We start from the raw sequence: 15,816 nt of genomic DNA on the forward strand, positions 1-15,816 counted from the left end.
CACGCTTCCCTGCCTGCCCCTTTATTCTATAGGATTATTTTTTAAAGCACGCTGAGGTTTCGGTTTCTCTACTATTAGGTGTTGGTAAACGTACATTAAAGCAGCTTTTAACAGAAAGATACCTAGCAAATGGTACTCTTTAAATGTGCCTATCCTAAAAAGCTTTGCACGGCTCATAGCTCGTTGAAAAGGATAAACAAAAAATGTATCTACGATTGCATTTAATAACATATACCTTCCAAAATGGCCATATGTGAACTTTTTAATCCATAAAGAACCTGCTAAAAATGGACCTAAGAGTAAAGCAGCTTCACCTGTTAAATATGGATGAGGAGGATTAGGGAATATCCACCACTTCTTTTTTTCAGCAATATAGCTTTCAACCATAATTAAAAAGGAAATAAACATAGTAGATGATAAATAGCGCTTAATATGCTGTCGTCCTATAAAAGGGATGGTTAACCATGAAAGAAGCATCATCCCGCCAAAAACCCGTGCTGATCGATTTTTTCTCATTTTATCACCTCTTAGGTTTTAGTATGAGATTTCCCTTTCGTAAATATGTTAGAAATAAGCTAATCATTTCTCGTTTTAAGCCTGCTATTGAAAAGAAATGAATACATATATTGCCCTGCTACTCGCCCATACTATAAAAAAACATAATGGGGTGAGTACATGCATGATTATTATGACGGACTATATAAATACCTGCTTAATGCTACGTTTTGGTTTATTTTATTAATTGTCGTGCTCGGGATAGGCATGTTTGGAATGCTAGCTTATCGCGGTTTAAAAAAGAAATAAATACAAAAAGCCAAGCTGTTTTTACACCGCTTGGCTTTTTGTATTTATTGATCGTTGCGTGGAGGACGAGGTCCCCAGTACTGATAGTAGTCTGTTTTAATAAATCCGTTAAATAATTTGCGTTTTTTCGTCGCTTTTTTACCGTAGTACTGTTCAAACTGTTCATGAGATGTAAGCATATAAATCGACCACGTATCAAGCTTAGAAAACGCTTCGCCCATTTCAGCGTACATTTTTTCAACAGAAGGACGATCGCTTAAACGTTCGCCGTACGGAGGGTTACCAATAATGATTCCATATTCTTTCGGCGTCGTAAAATCGCGCACTTGCATTTGCTTAAATTGAATTAAATCTCCAAGTCCAGCTTCAAATGCATTTTGCTCCGCTACTTTTACCATACGATGGTCAATGTCATGACCAGCAATATCTAGCACTTGGTCGTAGTTCGCTAAGTCTTCTGCTTCTTCGCGCGCTTTGTCCCAAATGCTCGCTGACATCCACGGCCACTCTTCTGATAAGAAGTCACGATTAAATCCTGGTGCAATATTTTGACCGATAAGCGCTGCTTCGATAGCAATTGTACCAGAACCGCAGAAAACATCGACAAACGGACGATTCGCATTCCACGGCGTTAGCATAATTAAAGCAGCTGCCAGCGTTTCTTTTAAAGGAGCTTCCCCTTGTCCTACGCGGTAACCGCGCTTATGAAGTCCTGCACCGCTTGCGTCAATTGTTAATGTAGCAACATCTTTTAATAACGCTACTTCAATTTTAAACGTTGACCCCGTTTCTTCGAGCCAGCCTGTTGTTTTGTTATAATGTTTTTTCATGCTGTCAACAATTGCTTTTTTTACAATGCTTTGACAATCTGATACGCTGAACAATTTAGATTTAACTGATTTTCCCGATACAGGAAACTGTGCATCTACGGGCAAATAATCTCCCCAATTTAATGCTTTTGTTTGTTCAAAAAGCTCATCAAACGTACGAGCTTTGAACTGTCCAACCTGTACTTTAATTCGATCTGCTGTACGAAGCCATAAATTGCATCGAGCAATTGCAAGCTCGTCTCCTTCAAAGATAACCTTGCCATTATCTACTTCACATTCATATCCTAAAGCACGCACTTCTTTAGCGACTAGTGCTTCAATTCCCATTGCTGCTGTTGCAATAATTTTATATTTCGCCATTTTTCAACCTCATTTTGTTTCTAATTATCTACACTAAGTGTAAAAGTACCATATACATGCGCCGTAGTCAAAGCTTTCTCCGTCTTTTTATCAAAATGCAGAAACTGCTCGCTCTTGGTAGAGCCAGCAGTTTCTTTACATATGTCGTATTTAAATTTGTTTTTAAAAGCTTTCCACTTTACAGTTGCGCAACCGGTTGCTCAACTTGTTTATGAAAGTAAGTATACACGTGTTTCATATGGGTGCAGCGTACATTGTTCAAGCGTTTCGTTTTTATCCAACGGATAATTATGAATCAGCACTTCTCTGTTTGCAAATGAGCTCTCTGAAGGAAACTCGAACGTTTGATTATTCGGTGACATATTACAAATAACAACAGCGGTTTTACCTTCTAATGTTCGCGTATACGCGTAAATAGCGGAATCTTCTTCTGCCAACAGCTTATAAGTTCCATACACCAGCACATCATGCTGTTTTCTAATTTTAATGAGCTGTTTGTAAAAATTCAGTACCGAATTCTTATCACTTTTCTGCTCTTCTACGTTAATGTCTACGTAATTTGGGTTCACTTTCATCCAGGGGTTTCCGGTAGAAAATCCTGCATTTTTTTCTGTATTCCACTGCATTGGCGTCCTTGAGTTATCGCGGCCTGTTTCCCAAATAACTTTCATAATCTCGTCATGTGAATCGCCTTTTTCACGCTGAATACGGTAGTAGTTAATCATCCCAACATCATCATAATCATCAATAGAATCAAATTTAACATTGGTCATTCCAAGTTCTTGTCCTTGATAAATAAACGGTGTTCCTTTCATTAAAAAGTATAGTGCAGCTAAGCACTTTGCACTTTCCACTCGGTAAGCTGTGCTGCCGAATTTATTTACAGAACGAATTTGGTCATGATTTTCTAAATATAAAGCGTTCCAGCCGTTAATTTTTTCTAAACCATTTTGCCAATTAGTTAAAATTGTTTTTAACTCGATTAAATCAAGCGGTTTTTCTTCTCCTTTATCCCACAGTCCCATATGCTCGAACTGAAAAATCATATTGAAGTTTCCGCCATCTTCAGCTACCCACTCATCTGCGCTGTCCGATGTTACACCATTTGCCTCTCCAACCGTCATAATATCGTATTTGGCAAACGTTTTTTCTTTTAGCTCTTTTAAATGTTCTTGAATTCCCGGTCGATTCATATGCCCTTCAAACGATGGCACATAATCTAGCTTTTCAGGGTTCGGCAGATCTGGGAAGCCGGCCACTTTCTTAATATGCGAAATAGCATCTACACGAAAGCCGTCAATTCCTTTATCTAACCACCAGTTAACCATTTCATAAAGCTCATGACGTACTTTTTCGTTTTCCCAGTTTAAATCGGGCTGTTTTTTAGAAAATACGTGCATGTAATATTCTTTTGTCTTTTCGTCGAACTCCCAAGCTGATCCGCTAAAAATAGATTCCCAGTTGTTTGGCTCTTTTCCATCTTTACCTTCGTGCCAGATATAATAATCACGATATGGATTCTCTTTAGCAGACCTAGATTCTAAAAACCAAGGATGTTCATCTGAAGTATGGTTAATAACCAAATCCATAATCAGCTTCATTCCGCGATGGTGAACTTCATCTAACAGCTCATCAAAGTCTTCCATTGTTCCAAAATCTTTCATAATATCTTTATAATCACTGATATCGTAGCCATTATCGTCGTTAGGAGACTGATAAATCGGGCAAATCCAAATGACATCAATTCCAAGATCAGATAAATAGTCTAATTTTGAAATAACCCCTTGAATGTCACCAATTCCGTCGCCGTTTGAATCCATGAAGCTTCGCGGATAGATTTGATACGCAACAGCTTCTTTCCACCATTTCTTTTCCATGTGCTCAACCCCTCAAAATAGTGCTTTTACGTAAGCGTTCGCCTTTACGCATATCGCTATTTTATAATGAATACATGCAAAAAAATAGGTTTTTCACAAAAAAAATCGTTATTCTCTTTTGAATAACGATTCTCACTGCGCTAATTTGTGTTTAAAGGCATAAATGACGGCTTGAGTTCGGTCCTGCACATCCAGCTTACTTAATAAATTGCTCACATGTGTTTTTACCGTCTTTAGCGCAATAAATAATTCGTCTGCAATCTCTTGATTTGTTTTACCCTGTGTCATTAAAAGTAAAATTTCCATTTCACGAGCTGTGAGTTCTTCATGAGGTAAAGACGGCTTTCTCATTTTAGACATCATTTTACCGGTTACTTCAGACTCTAATACAGATTCCCCCTCATATGTACGGCGAATAGCAGCTGCAATTTCTCCTGCTTTAGACGTTTTTAATAAGTAGCTTGTTGCCCCTGCCTCTAGAGCGGGATATACTTTTTCGTCATCTAGAAAGCTAGTGACAATAATTACTTTTGCTTCCGGCCACTGCTTAATGAGCTGTTTTGTTGCTTCAATCCCGTCCATTTCTTCCATGACTAAATCCATTAAAATAATATCCGGGCGCAGCTGAAGCCCTAATTCAACGGCCTGTTGGCCATTGGCTGCTTCAGCTATTACATGAATGTCTGTTTGAGCCGACAAATACGCTCCTACGCCAATACGAACCATTTCATGGTCATCTACTAACAGTACATTAATCATTTTGCTTCTCCTCTCTTTCTACTAACGGTACTTTTACTTCTAGCTTTGTTCCTTTGTCGGGCAAACTAATAATTTTTAATAGGCCTCCAATTTCAACTGCGCGTTCATACATATTTTGCAGACCGTACGATCCGACTTTCTCCTTTTCTACATCAAAACCAACTCCGTTATCCACAATACGTAAAATAATGGAAAAGTCACGTTTGATCAGCAGCACGTCTAAAGCTGTTGCATTTGCATGACGCAGCGTATTTGATACGGATTCTTGCAAAATTCTAAACAAGTGGTCTTCAATGCCTTTATCAAGTTCAAACCCTTCTATTTTCCAATTTAATTCAAGCGGTACTTTTTGAGCAAGCTCATTCATCAGTTCTTTCATTCCAGCCTGTAGCGATTTTCCTTTTAATGCTGCAGGACGAAGATGAAGAAGCAAAGCCCTCATTTCAAGCTGTGATTGATTAATCATTTTTTCAACCATCTTTAATTGGTTAGCTTCAGAGTCTTGTAGCGTAAGATTGGATTCCGTAATAGCAGACATAAGCATCGAAGCGGCAAATAGCTGCTGACTAACGGAGTCATGCAGTTCTCTAGCAAGCCGATTTCGTTCTTGAGAAACAATTTCTTGCACTTGCTTTTGCTGATTTTCCACTTTTTCCGTTGCCATCTTTTGAGATTGCTGCGCTTGAAAAATCATTTTATGATCTACTTTGTTTAAACGGCTTATAATTCGAGACGTCTCTTGAATAAGCGGTTCATTTGCCGACATATGCCGGTGGCCATTTTCTATTTCATATAATCGGTTTTCAACATATGTCCACTGCTGTCTCCACATAAACCCCATGATTCCTCCAATCACACTTCCAATCGTAAGGCTTAAACTGAAGGAAAACAGCACAAAAGGCATGCCAAATACGCTCGTTTTCCATAAGTCGCTAAGTTGAAAAACAGGATATGCCAAAAACACGGTAAGGAGCACGGATACAAATACAAAAAAACTTAAGAAAATCCCCCACAATAACTGCCGTTGAAGAATACTCATATCCTTTGCACCTCTAAATCTCCAATCACAACAGTTGTAACAATCTTCACCCTATGAGCAGATTGATCAAATTCCTCTGTTTTGATAGACAAATTTTCATTGAACGAAAAGCCGCGCTGATGGCCAAAAACCGTTACGTTTCCTGCTAGTTTAGAATGATTCACAGATACTTCTGTTTCGTAAGGAATGAGCACTTTAATATTTCCAAACACTTGACGAATAAAGATAACCGCATCGCCTTTTGGCAGAACAGTATTGCTTAAATCAATCACAATGTCTCCCCATACGCTTTGAATATTAATATCATCCCATTCGTATACGGAGTCTTCGGTTCTTTGACTACCAAGAAGTTTATTCGTCAAAACCGGCCGGACCTGCACCAAACTTTGGTTTGGCTGCTGTGTCAACTCGTCAGTTGGTCTAAATTCAACCGGATGCTTTCGTAATTGAATAAATCTAAGTAAAAAGTAAAGGAAAAGAGCAATAACTAAAAACTTAAAGGCAACCGTATTAAATATATTCAACACAAGCCCAATAACGCCAATCCAAAATAACATACGCCCTAATTTTCTTCCCATTTTTTTTCGCCCAATATACATGAACGCACCGGCAATTAATACAGAAAAGATCAAGCCGCTGTGAAAAAACATAATTTCAATAAACAGGACAAATAAGCTGCAAATAAAAATGAACATAAGAGATTCTGTTTTGTTTACGCTTTGCACAGCTCCCTCTCCTTTCTCCTCGTAGATGACATAGCGTTCTTTGGATGCTGCAGATATCTATTCTCTCATCTTAAAAAGACGCAGAAACCTACGCCTTTTTTAGAATACCATGTTTTATGCAGAAACACTGATTTTTTACGATGATTTTACTCTTTTTTCTAATTCAGCAATCTTGCTGTCTACCGTTTGTCTGTAGTAATTTGTATTAATTTGATTTTCAAGCTGGTCAATATAGGTTTCCATTTCGTCAAACTGACTGTAGGACGCATAAGATGCTTCCGTTTTCATTACTGAATTCATACGATGGTGCGCACGGGCAATATTTTCGCGCCCCATTAGTTCCATACGGCGAATATGCATATCTTTTACCTTATGCTTCATTTCTTCATACTTTTGTTCAAGCTCTTCTAACTGCTTGGATGCATCTTCATAAGATTCTTTTACACGTTTTGCTCTCTCTTCGTAGTGAGCATGCTCTTTTACAATAAATTCATGTAATTCTGCTTCTTCAGCTGCTTGCGCCACTTGTGCTTGCTCATGACGTTTTTTCATCATGTCAAGTGCCAGATGGTATTCGCGATTAAACTGCTCTTTTAACGTGTGCTGCCGCTCAACAAGCTGCCTTACCTTTTCAGTCTCCTGCTCGCATTGGCGCAAATAGTGATTTAACGCAGCAATTGGATTTTTTTGTTCTTTGTGATCAAGTAATTGATGAAGGTCTGCAGAAATCGTTTCTTTCATTCGAGTAAATAAGTTTCTCATTTTGTTCATCTCCTTAGATAATAAAGTGAAATTTTATTATTTTTGATTTAAGTCAGCCCACTGACGTTCAAAGTGCTTAAACGGATCTTCTTTTTCCATTTTTATAGGCCTGCTGCTGTTCCACTTTTTATATACAATGTAAAGTACTACTGCTGCGATGATACCAGCAAGAGCCGGAAGGTTTGAAACGGTTGTTAAGAGTACGACGACACCAATAAACCCCCAGAACCATTTGTTAAAGGGGGTCTCTGCTTTAACAAACCCTTTAAATGCTACGTACAAAATAACCAAGCCAAGCGCAAGTCCTACCATGGGGCCAGCATTTGCAAGAAGAACGATAGCAGCTACCGCTCCAATCAAAAACAAACCAACTTTTTTCATTTTGTTTCCTCCTTTCGCTTCTCTATATACTTAGTTTAAGGATGATAACGTTTTTTCAAAACGAGCTAGAGCTTTATTTTCTCCTAAGACCTGAGGCTGACAACAAGCTCAGCCTGATTGTACAAAAAAATGACAGCTTATGATAAGCTGTCATTTTGACATAAAAAAAGCTCTTCCGTTATATGAAGAGCTGGGTTGGATTAAAATATAGTGTATAACAACTATTGTCGATTGCTTTTCAATAACGTTCTGTAAGCCATGTTTTGTACCATTGTACTGCAAGCGGCTAGCTACCTCGTACTCCGGTGGCAATTATCTATCTACAAAATGTAACCATTTTGTCCTTCCTTCCGTTCAGTTCCTTCCAGAAAGTTCCCCTACCATTATTTGGGTTTCTCGCTCGAGGGGTTTACCTCGTTCCACTCTTATCATTTCTGATAAGACTTCGTCACTGTGGCACTTTCAGAGTAGTCAAGCCATATCTTAAAAAGACTTAGGCTTTTTCCCCGCCGTTAGCTTTTAACAGCTACCCTAGCTTATGACTTCGCTAGGCACGAACACTACAGACATCGCAGTCTGTGCGAGCATGGACTTTCCTCTACATCCTCATATGTGATGCAGCAATTACCCGAACGTTATTGATAACGACTTTCCTTAGTATAATAAAAATAGGAGTTGAATGCAACTCCTATTTTTAGGTTATTCGTATAATTTACTTCCAAACACATGTTTTTCTAAGTTTGACAAACGTTTTAAAATATCAAAGTTTGTCGTACCCGCTTGCTGCTGCTGTTGAGCCGGCGGCGGGGTAAACGAAGGTTGTTGCGGCTTTTTAGATAACTCTTCTACTTGCTTTTTTAAGCGTAAATTTTCAGTTTGTAATGCTTCAATTTCTTCATGAAATGCTTCATAATCTTTAATAACAGAATCTAGATACTTATCTACTTCCTCTTGATTATAGCCTCTCATGCCTGTTTTAAATTCTTTTTCTAAAATTTCTTTGGCCGTTAAACGAATTTTATCAGCTAACATCTCTATCACCTCGAATACGATAAACCTTATCTTTATTATAATTCATTTTTTCAAAAATAGCTTCAAATGTCAATTTATCTTTTAAAATGTTTCGTCAAGTGGCGTTAAAAAGACGAAAATTTTTCTTCATCCACGATATCTTGTAAGTCGTAAGACGTCACCATTATAATAGGGTATTCTTCTCGTTCAGCACGCTTTTTAGCCGTTTCTAACATATATTTAGGACTTCCTTCGTGCTCTTCGTCGTAAACTAAACAAATACCTTCACTTTTTTCTACTAAAAATTGATTTTTCAACCGAAACTGTGCTGGACTTTCATATTTCTTTTTTGTGATGCTATCTACATAATCTGCTTGACTTAAGACGAATTCATACAATTCTTTATTGACGTCATTCCATTTTTCTTCCTGCTCCAAAAATGGTGTTAAAACAGCTAACTGAAGCTCGGGATACTCGAGCTGCAGATCAAATACCACTTCTGCTGCCCAAATCTCTACTCCTAGCTGGCCACTAATCAATACCCATTCTAATCCATCTTCTACTAATTCCTGTAATTTTTTATGGAGCGCTTTTTTTATGTATGTAATGCCTTGATGTTTTTCATTAAAAATTCCAAGTTCGAATGGCTTATAACCAGTAACCGTTAGCACCTTCATTATATAACTCCTTTGTAACAAAATAGAATAGGAACTGATGTAATCAGCTCCTATTAACGTACATTATCTAAAATACCCTGAATTAGGTCCTTGATGCGCGCCTTTTGTATGACAGCTTCCTTGGCCGCAACCTTTGTGTCCAGGATAACTAGCGCCTGCTACTTGACCTGGGTAACCTCCTTGGCCTGGAAAACCAGCTCCACCTACTTGACCTGGGTAGCCTCCTTGGCCTGGATAACTAGCACCTGCTACTTGACCTGGGTAACCAGCACCTGCTACTTGACCTGGGTAGCCTCCCATTTGACCTGGATAGCCTGCTCCACCTACTTGAGTTGGATATTGCTGCGCACCGCCAAAAAACTGTTGATTTGAAGTTTCATTTACAACAGATTGTGTTTGCGGGAAGTAATGCACGTGCTTCACGTTTGTATGGTTCACCAATGTATTATGACTTGGATGAATGTGAGGTACAACTACCTCCTGAGAAGTAAACTGTGTGCAGCATTTTGTTGGATGCACAATTGGTGGCATACATTTTGTTGGTCTTGGATACATATCCTTTTTCCCCTTTCACTGTTTAGTTATTACACTATTACAATATGTGAAGGGCAGTGTACATGTACTAAGACAAACACCTATTTTTGGCCTACATAAAGGAGTTATACGAATTTTTCAAACTGCTTAAGACAATTACTGTTAAACAAATTAATGCGAAAAATGATACTAAAATCACATTTTTCATGAGGCCTCTCTCCATCTCACCAAAGTTCTGTTTTTAAGCTGTAAGAATACGTCTTACATTGACTAATTTTATCAATGACTGAAAAATAGAACAATATAAAACCTCCACAAAAATAAAAGAATAATAATTCTGAATTTTTTAAAATAAATCAGCTGAAGTCTATGCTTTAGCTGATTTATTTTTTAATCTAAGAAGTCTTTTTTCAAGCGCTTCCTTCGACGTTTTTTTCGTCATTCCTCTGAGTTGATTCCACTTCTCCGAGGCTAGCTCAGTATATAGAAGTGCTTGATGAACATCTTTGAGACGATGCTCATAAATTTTAGCTAACTCAACCAATGCTTCTATAGCGACGTCACCTTCACATGTTTGAACCAAGGGTTCAAACATGTCCACTGCCTCTTTCCAACTCTTCTCTTTTTTATAATGATAAGCCATCGCTAGCTGAGCTTTTTCATGCTCTTCTTTTTCTTTTTCCGCTACGCCCTGATAAAGAGAGAAAGCGTGCTTGTTCTCCCCTAATTGCTCATACCACCTTGCTACTTCGTATGTTTCTTTTTCTGTAAACTCCTCACTAGTAAGGAGATGCTTTGATAAATGAATGTATAAGGTAATAAGCGATAAAATATCATGTTCATTATGTTTCATAATGTCGAATAAGCCTCTTGGATTTTTCGTTTCAATAAAATCAAAATAAATCATGGGAGCTAAAAAACCTGGAATATCATCAACTCGTTCAATTCCAAGTATTTCTTTTTCGACATTCGCAAGCTTAACCGAATGCATTTTGTGTTTCCACAGCCTTCTTGACGCATGAAGTAAATCAAAGTGACCGAACTTAGGCAGCTTGGGCAAATGATCTCTCAATAGCGTATGGCGAGTCTTCACGTGAGGCCAATCGAAAGATTTCCCATTATAAGTCACAAGCGTCGTATAGTCTACTTCTTTTAAAAAACTTTCGTAAAATGCTACTTCTCCACTTGGCTCCGTCAATATATGCTGACGAAAAACGACAGAATCTTTTAGCACCCTTGCATACCCTAGCAAAAAGATAGTCGTTCCCGTACCTGTACTAAGCCCTGTCGTTTCCGTATCAAAGAAAAATAAATCTGAATAAGTGTGGCCTTTTGATGAAAGCGGATGAGCAACTGTAGACCGATTCCATACTTCCACTACTTTTTTCAGCTCATTAAATTCATAATGTCCATGCTTGTAGTCGAGCGGGTAAACCACTTCTCTAATCATACAGTAGCTGTCTTCGGCAAAGTAAGGCGCAGCATGATTTCCCTCCCATTCCTGCTCATAGGGAATAGACGCGCTTTTAGATCGCTGCGGGTTACTTTCAACCGGCGGCTTTGCTTCTGTAACATGAAGATGCTTTTTCATACGGTTTAATTTATTTTTAAAAGACAAGAGTTCACCTACTTTGCAGTTGTTGTAGCAGCACGAGCGCATCGCTTTTCGCGTGTTCTCCCTGTGCTTCCATACCGATACAAGACGGACAGCCGCTTTCGCAAGAACAATTTACAATTAATTGATTGGCTTGATTTAGCACATCATTCATTTGTTCGTATACTTTATCACTTAGCCCAATGCCTCCCGGGTATCGATCATATAAGAAGATAGTCGGCTGTTCGTTGTGCACCGCTTTTATCTGAGGAACTACATGTAAATCAGACGGATCGCACATCACCATAAGCGGTGCAATTGACTGAAGGGCATTTGCCACGGAAATAAGAGCTTGTTCCAATCGTTCTTCTGATTCGTAAAACTGTTCTTTTTCAAAGCTTAGCCACACGGCATTTGTATGAAGCTCTTCTTCCGGAAGTGAAATGGGACCTGACCCTATGTTTTCATGCGTCTCAAACTTTATTTTTTTAAATATCGTCGCCATGGCGCTGACCATTACATCGCCATAACCGATTGAATATGTTCCTTCCAGTCGCTCTTTATCAGCTTCTAGAACCTTTAAGTTAACCGCTAAGTTTGCATCGGTGAAATAGTCTACATCGACTTCACGAACATATGCTTTTTTCTCATCCCAGTCCAAGTATTCTACTTGATACTGAATGCCTTGATGCAAGTAAATCGCCTCATCATGAAGAAGCGTCATGGCACTAAAGCGATCCATTTCTCCAATTACTTTCACATTTGCAACGTCCGATTGATCAATGATGACAACATTTTCTTGGGATGCAGAGCGCAGACTGATATTATGAGCTGGGAAGGAATCATTCATCCAGTACCATTTATCTCCGCTAAAATGAATCACTCGTTCTTCTTGCAAAAACTCCAGCACGTCTTCAATTTCTACCCCATCAAATGTTTCTCCCTGCTTAAACGGCAGCTCATAGGACGCACATTTTAAATGATCGACTAAAATAACAAGATTATCAGGATTAATTCGAGCTGTTTCTGGATTTCTGCTAAAAAAGTAATCCGGATGCTGAATCATATACTGATCAAGCGGACTTGAACTTGCGACCATCACAATGACGGCTTCTCCATGACGTCTTCCTGCTCGTCCTGCTTGCTGCCAAGCGCTTGCAACCGTGCCTGGATAACCTGTCATTACACACACCTGCAGCTGCCCGATATCCACTCCTAGCTCTAAAGCATTCGTACTGACTACCCCGTAAATACTTCCCTCTCGAAGTCCTCTTTCTATTTCGCGTCGCTGCTTCGGCAAATATCCTCCTCGATACCCTTGAATAGACTTATGTTGAAGCTGGTTTTTTACGAGCTCCTGCAGATACGTTAAAATAATTTCCACTCGTACTCGGCTTCGTGCAAATACAATCGTTTGAATTTTATTTTTCAAAAACTCTCCTGCAATATTTCGCACTTCAAGCGTAGCACTTCTTCTAATGTTTAACGGTTTATTCACAATAGGCGGGTTATAAAAAATAAAATGTTTGCGGCCGCTAGGCGCTCCGTTGTTATCTACTAACATAACATGAGCTCCCGTTAAATGTTCAGCGAGTTCTTTTGGATTAGCGATGGTCGCTGATGTACAAATAAAGATAGGATCGCTTCCATAGTAGCGGCAAATTCGCTTTAACCGGCGGATAACGTTGGCTACGTGGCTTCCAAAAACACCGCGGTACGTATGAAGTTCATCAATCACAATGTATTTCAGATTCTCAAACAGTGATACCCATTTCGTATGATGAGGTAAAATAGCTGAATGAAGCATATCCGGATTCGTAATAACGATATGCCCTGCTTTTCTCACCTTTTGGCGGATATTTGCCGGAGTATCTCCATCATACGTGTAGCTATTGATTGGCACTTCCATTTCTTCAATGATTTCATTTAATTCACTTTTTTGATCTTGGGCAAGCGCTTTTGTTGGGAACAAATAAAGAGCTCGAGCTTGATCGTTTTCCATAATACTTTGCAGTACCGGCAAGTTGTAGCACAGTGTTTTCCCCGAGGCTGTTGGCGTAACGGCCACAACATTCTTCTTAGCTGTCGCCAAATCAAACGCTGTTTTTTGATGCGTATAAAGCGAACCAATTCCTCGTTTTTCAAGTGCTTCCCGCAGTTTCGTATGCAAAGAAGCTGGAAATGGTGCAGTTTTAGCTTCTTTCTCTTCGATTGTATGCCAATGAACAATATTTTGCTGATACGATGGATTCGTTTGCAAGATATCTATTACTTCTTGTAAGTTTTTTCGTATTCTCATTTTCATCACCTGCTTCTATTTTAACGAATGAACGTTCGATAGAAAACCATAAGTTTTTGTATGTTTTTGGTGGATTCGGACATGGTATTAATACAGTAAATTTTTCAAGGAGATGTTAAAAATGGGAAGCCCTTATCTTTGCCCTAGCTGCAAAACAAATCGAACGCGCTTTAATATCATTGAACAAAATGCAAAACCTGTAAAAATGGACCCAAGAAGCGGAGACGTCGTAGAAGAATACACAAACGATACGCTCGATGCCTTTCACGCTGCCTATAACGGACCCCAAAAACGCATTCAGTGCGGAGCTTGCGGCTTAGTAGAAGATGAAAACATGTTTGTACGGCATGCTGAATCAAATAAACTTCAATAAAAAAAGGTGGGGCCCTTTGGTCTCACCTTTACTCCTATAACTCTTAGTGCTTTTTCTTGATGGAAAAGCAGACATTTTCATCTAAAAAATTCATGTCTTTTCTTATACAAACATGCTAAAATACCTAAAAAAAGATATGGAGATGATGGTCATGTCATTTCTTCTTTCGCTTTTACCTTTCTCCTTTCTGAAGAAATTTCGTTCCCCTTCAGGAAGAGAAGTTAATGAAGATAAAATGTTCGATAAAACGAATGCAGAAATGCTTCAACAAAGAGTCAAGCTAGTTTCACTTGCTCTTGTCATTTCCTACCCTCTTTATATTTATATAGGGTTTTCTTTACTTCAACATGCGGGGACATCTCAGTTTAGACATACACTAATTGGCATTCATTTCACTAGTTTCGCTCTCTCTTCTCTTTATTTATTCTTCTATTATTTTAGTAAAAGAAAAGAGCGATTTGCTAACTACTTAAGCACCATGGTATATGGCTATATATTTTATTACGTATTTGCTGCAGCACTTTCTACTATTAACAGCCAGCTTTTCACAGGTCGCGTAGACGTCTATATGATGCTTTTGATTTCCACAGCTGTTTTATGTCCTATGAAATTAAAACATCTGTGCATTATTTTTATTCCTAACCATCTTTTTTTACTATATGGCTTATCACGATATGTACCGGATTCTTTTTCTCTTATTTCAAAGCAGATCAATACAACTGCAGCAGTTGCTATCGCTTTGCTTATCTCATATATTCTCTATACATACCGTCACAAAGAATATATGAATCATTTAAAGCTAAAAGAAAGCGAACATAATTTTTTTACGCTGTTCAAAATTAATCCCTATCCTTTACTATTAACGAGATTATCCGACCACAAAGTGCTGCTCATTAACAATAAAGCTATTCATTTTTACAATCTTGCTTCTCAAGATCTTGATCAACTAGACGGATTTATAATCTACCCTACTGATGAAGATCGAGAGGAGATTTTAAAACGTCTTCAACAAGAAAAGCATGTAAAAAACTACATCCTAGAAGCACGTGAACATGGAGATTCTAAGTGGGTTATGATCAATTATGAATTACTAGAGTATCAAAGCGAAAGCTGCATACTCGCAGGTATTACCGATATAACCGATTTAAAAGCGGTTGAGCATGAATTGAGCTTGCACGCTTCAACTGATATGCTAACCGGAATTTTAAATCGAAGAAGCGGAATGGAAAAACTGCAGCTGGAACTGCTGAGAGCTAAAACCAATGATACATCTTTTGTATTATGTTTTATCGATATTAATTCCTTAAAACTAGTAAATGATCACTACGGTCATAGAGAAGGCGACTGGCTTATTAAAACAATAGCAGAATCAATTAGTGGTTATATTAGCAAGAATGATACGCTCTTTCGCTACGGAGGTGATGAGTTTTTATTAATTGCTCCTGAACAAACGGAAGAATACGTACACGAGCTGTGGCAAAATATTAATAATCAGCTAGAAGATAAAAAGAAAGAATGTAAGAAGCCATATGCACTGTCTGCGAGTTACGGGTTTATTATATGTGCGCCTTCAGACGACACCAGCCTAGATACATTAATTCAAAAAGCAGATGCTGCCATGTACAAGCAAAAACATACGCGCGTTTCTTCCATCTTTAAGTAAACCATCGAATTCCTTGCGCCATCGCATCAAGTAGATTCGCTAAATAGAATGACCAAGGAATAAATCCGTGCATGAATTACGCATGCACTTTCTTTCTTTGCAAAGAAAAACTATAATAGATGATGCAA

The 15,816-nt window shown here is 38.4% G+C and carries 16 protein-coding genes and 1 other RNA gene; 3 read left to right on the forward strand and 14 right to left on the reverse strand.

From position 1 onward, the window contains the following. Window positions 1–21: 21 nt before the first annotated feature. Entirely contained in the window at window positions 22–516 is a 495-nt protein-coding gene (locus SCI76_RS06905; protein ID WP_048018496.1) for a hypothetical protein, read from the reverse strand. 159 nt (window positions 517–675) lie between these two features. Between SCI76_RS06905 and SCI76_RS06910 the strand changes: the two genes are divergently transcribed. Continuing rightward, window positions 676–804 carry a hypothetical protein gene (locus SCI76_RS06910; RefSeq protein WP_013056148.1) on the forward strand — a complete coding sequence of 43 codons (129 nt, stop codon included), beginning with the start codon at window positions 676–678 and terminating at the stop codon, window positions 802–804. A gap of 44 nt (window positions 805–848) precedes the next feature. Here SCI76_RS06910 and SCI76_RS06915 read toward each other — a convergent pair whose 3' ends face one another. From SCI76_RS06915 to SCI76_RS06975, 13 genes are all read right to left on the reverse strand, one after another. After that, complete coding sequence (locus tag SCI76_RS06915) at window positions 849–1,994, reverse strand: class I SAM-dependent RNA methyltransferase (RefSeq protein ID WP_028414050.1); 1,146 nt, start codon at window positions 1,992–1,994, stop codon at window positions 849–851. Between the two features lie 209 nt (window positions 1,995–2,203). Then, window positions 2,204–3,871, reverse strand: a complete 1,668-nt coding sequence (locus tag SCI76_RS06920; protein ID WP_048018495.1) for an alpha-glucosidase — start codon at window positions 3,869–3,871, stop codon at window positions 2,204–2,206. A gap of 132 nt (window positions 3,872–4,003) precedes the next feature. Next, window positions 4,004–4,630 (reverse strand): response regulator transcription factor, encoded by a 627-nt coding sequence (locus SCI76_RS06925; protein WP_048018494.1) that lies wholly within the window; start codon window positions 4,628–4,630, stop codon window positions 4,004–4,006. After that, window positions 4,623–5,669, reverse strand: a complete 1,047-nt coding sequence (locus SCI76_RS06930) for a sensor histidine kinase (RefSeq protein ID WP_048018493.1) — start codon at window positions 5,667–5,669, stop codon at window positions 4,623–4,625. Before SCI76_RS06930 ends, SCI76_RS06925 begins: the two co-directional genes overlap by 8 nt. Then, on the reverse strand, window positions 5,666–6,394 hold the full coding sequence (gene liaF, locus SCI76_RS06935; protein ID WP_048018492.1) for a cell wall-active antibiotics response protein LiaF: 729 nt from the start codon (window positions 6,392–6,394) through the stop codon (window positions 5,666–5,668). The genes SCI76_RS06930 and liaF overlap by 4 nt, the downstream gene beginning before the upstream one ends. Window positions 6,395–6,529: 135 nt before the next feature. Beyond that, on the reverse strand, window positions 6,530–7,156 hold the full coding sequence (locus SCI76_RS06940) for a PspA/IM30 family protein (RefSeq protein ID WP_048018491.1): 627 nt from the start codon (window positions 7,154–7,156) through the stop codon (window positions 6,530–6,532). A gap of 36 nt (window positions 7,157–7,192) precedes the next feature. Next, a complete protein-coding gene (locus SCI76_RS06945) occupies window positions 7,193–7,537 on the reverse strand; it encodes a hypothetical protein (RefSeq protein WP_048018490.1) in 345 nt (114 codons plus the stop codon). A 247-nt stretch (window positions 7,538–7,784) separates the two neighbouring features. After that, window positions 7,785–8,173: RNase P RNA component class B (gene rnpB / locus SCI76_RS06950), an RNA gene on the reverse strand. Between the two features lie 63 nt (window positions 8,174–8,236). Next, window positions 8,237–8,569 carry a cell division regulator GpsB gene (gpsB, locus tag SCI76_RS06955; protein WP_013056140.1) on the reverse strand — a complete coding sequence of 111 codons (333 nt, stop codon included), beginning with the start codon at window positions 8,567–8,569 and terminating at the stop codon, window positions 8,237–8,239. Between the two features lie 104 nt (window positions 8,570–8,673). Then, window positions 8,674–9,225: a DUF1273 domain-containing protein gene (locus tag SCI76_RS06960; RefSeq protein WP_048018489.1), complete on the reverse strand. Its 552-nt coding sequence runs from the start codon at window positions 9,223–9,225 to the stop codon at window positions 8,674–8,676. 63 nt (window positions 9,226–9,288) lie between these two features. Beyond that, window positions 9,289–9,780, reverse strand: coding sequence for a spore coat protein (locus SCI76_RS06965; RefSeq protein ID WP_033578437.1), 492 nt, complete (start codon window positions 9,778–9,780; stop codon window positions 9,289–9,291). Window positions 9,781–10,126: 346 nt separating this feature from the next. Beyond that, the gene (locus tag SCI76_RS06970) at window positions 10,127–11,377 is read right to left on the reverse strand and encodes a ribonuclease H-like domain-containing protein (protein WP_048018488.1); all 1,251 of its coding nucleotides are present in this window, start codon (window positions 11,375–11,377) and stop codon (window positions 10,127–10,129) included. A gap of 4 nt (window positions 11,378–11,381) precedes the next feature. Then, complete coding sequence (locus tag SCI76_RS06975; RefSeq protein WP_305120030.1) at window positions 11,382–13,652, reverse strand: DEAD/DEAH box helicase; 2,271 nt, start codon at window positions 13,650–13,652, stop codon at window positions 11,382–11,384. A gap of 121 nt (window positions 13,653–13,773) precedes the next feature. Here SCI76_RS06975 and SCI76_RS06980 point away from each other — a divergent pair, with 121 nt between their 5' ends. Together SCI76_RS06980 and SCI76_RS06985 are read left to right on the forward strand one after the other, a co-directional pair. After that, window positions 13,774–14,025, forward strand: a complete 252-nt coding sequence (locus tag SCI76_RS06980; RefSeq protein WP_063246874.1) for a hypothetical protein — start codon at window positions 13,774–13,776, stop codon at window positions 14,023–14,025. Window positions 14,026–14,176: 151 nt separating this feature from the next. Next, a complete protein-coding gene (locus SCI76_RS06985) occupies window positions 14,177–15,688 on the forward strand; it encodes a diguanylate cyclase domain-containing protein (protein WP_048018486.1) in 1,512 nt (503 codons plus the stop codon). Window positions 15,689–15,816: the final 128 nt, after the last annotated feature.

Origin of the sequence: Priestia sp. HNGD-A6 (assembly GCF_045784335.1) — a bacterium.
Classification (GTDB): domain Bacteria; phylum Bacillota; class Bacilli; order Bacillales; family Bacillaceae_H; genus Priestia; species Priestia zanthoxyli.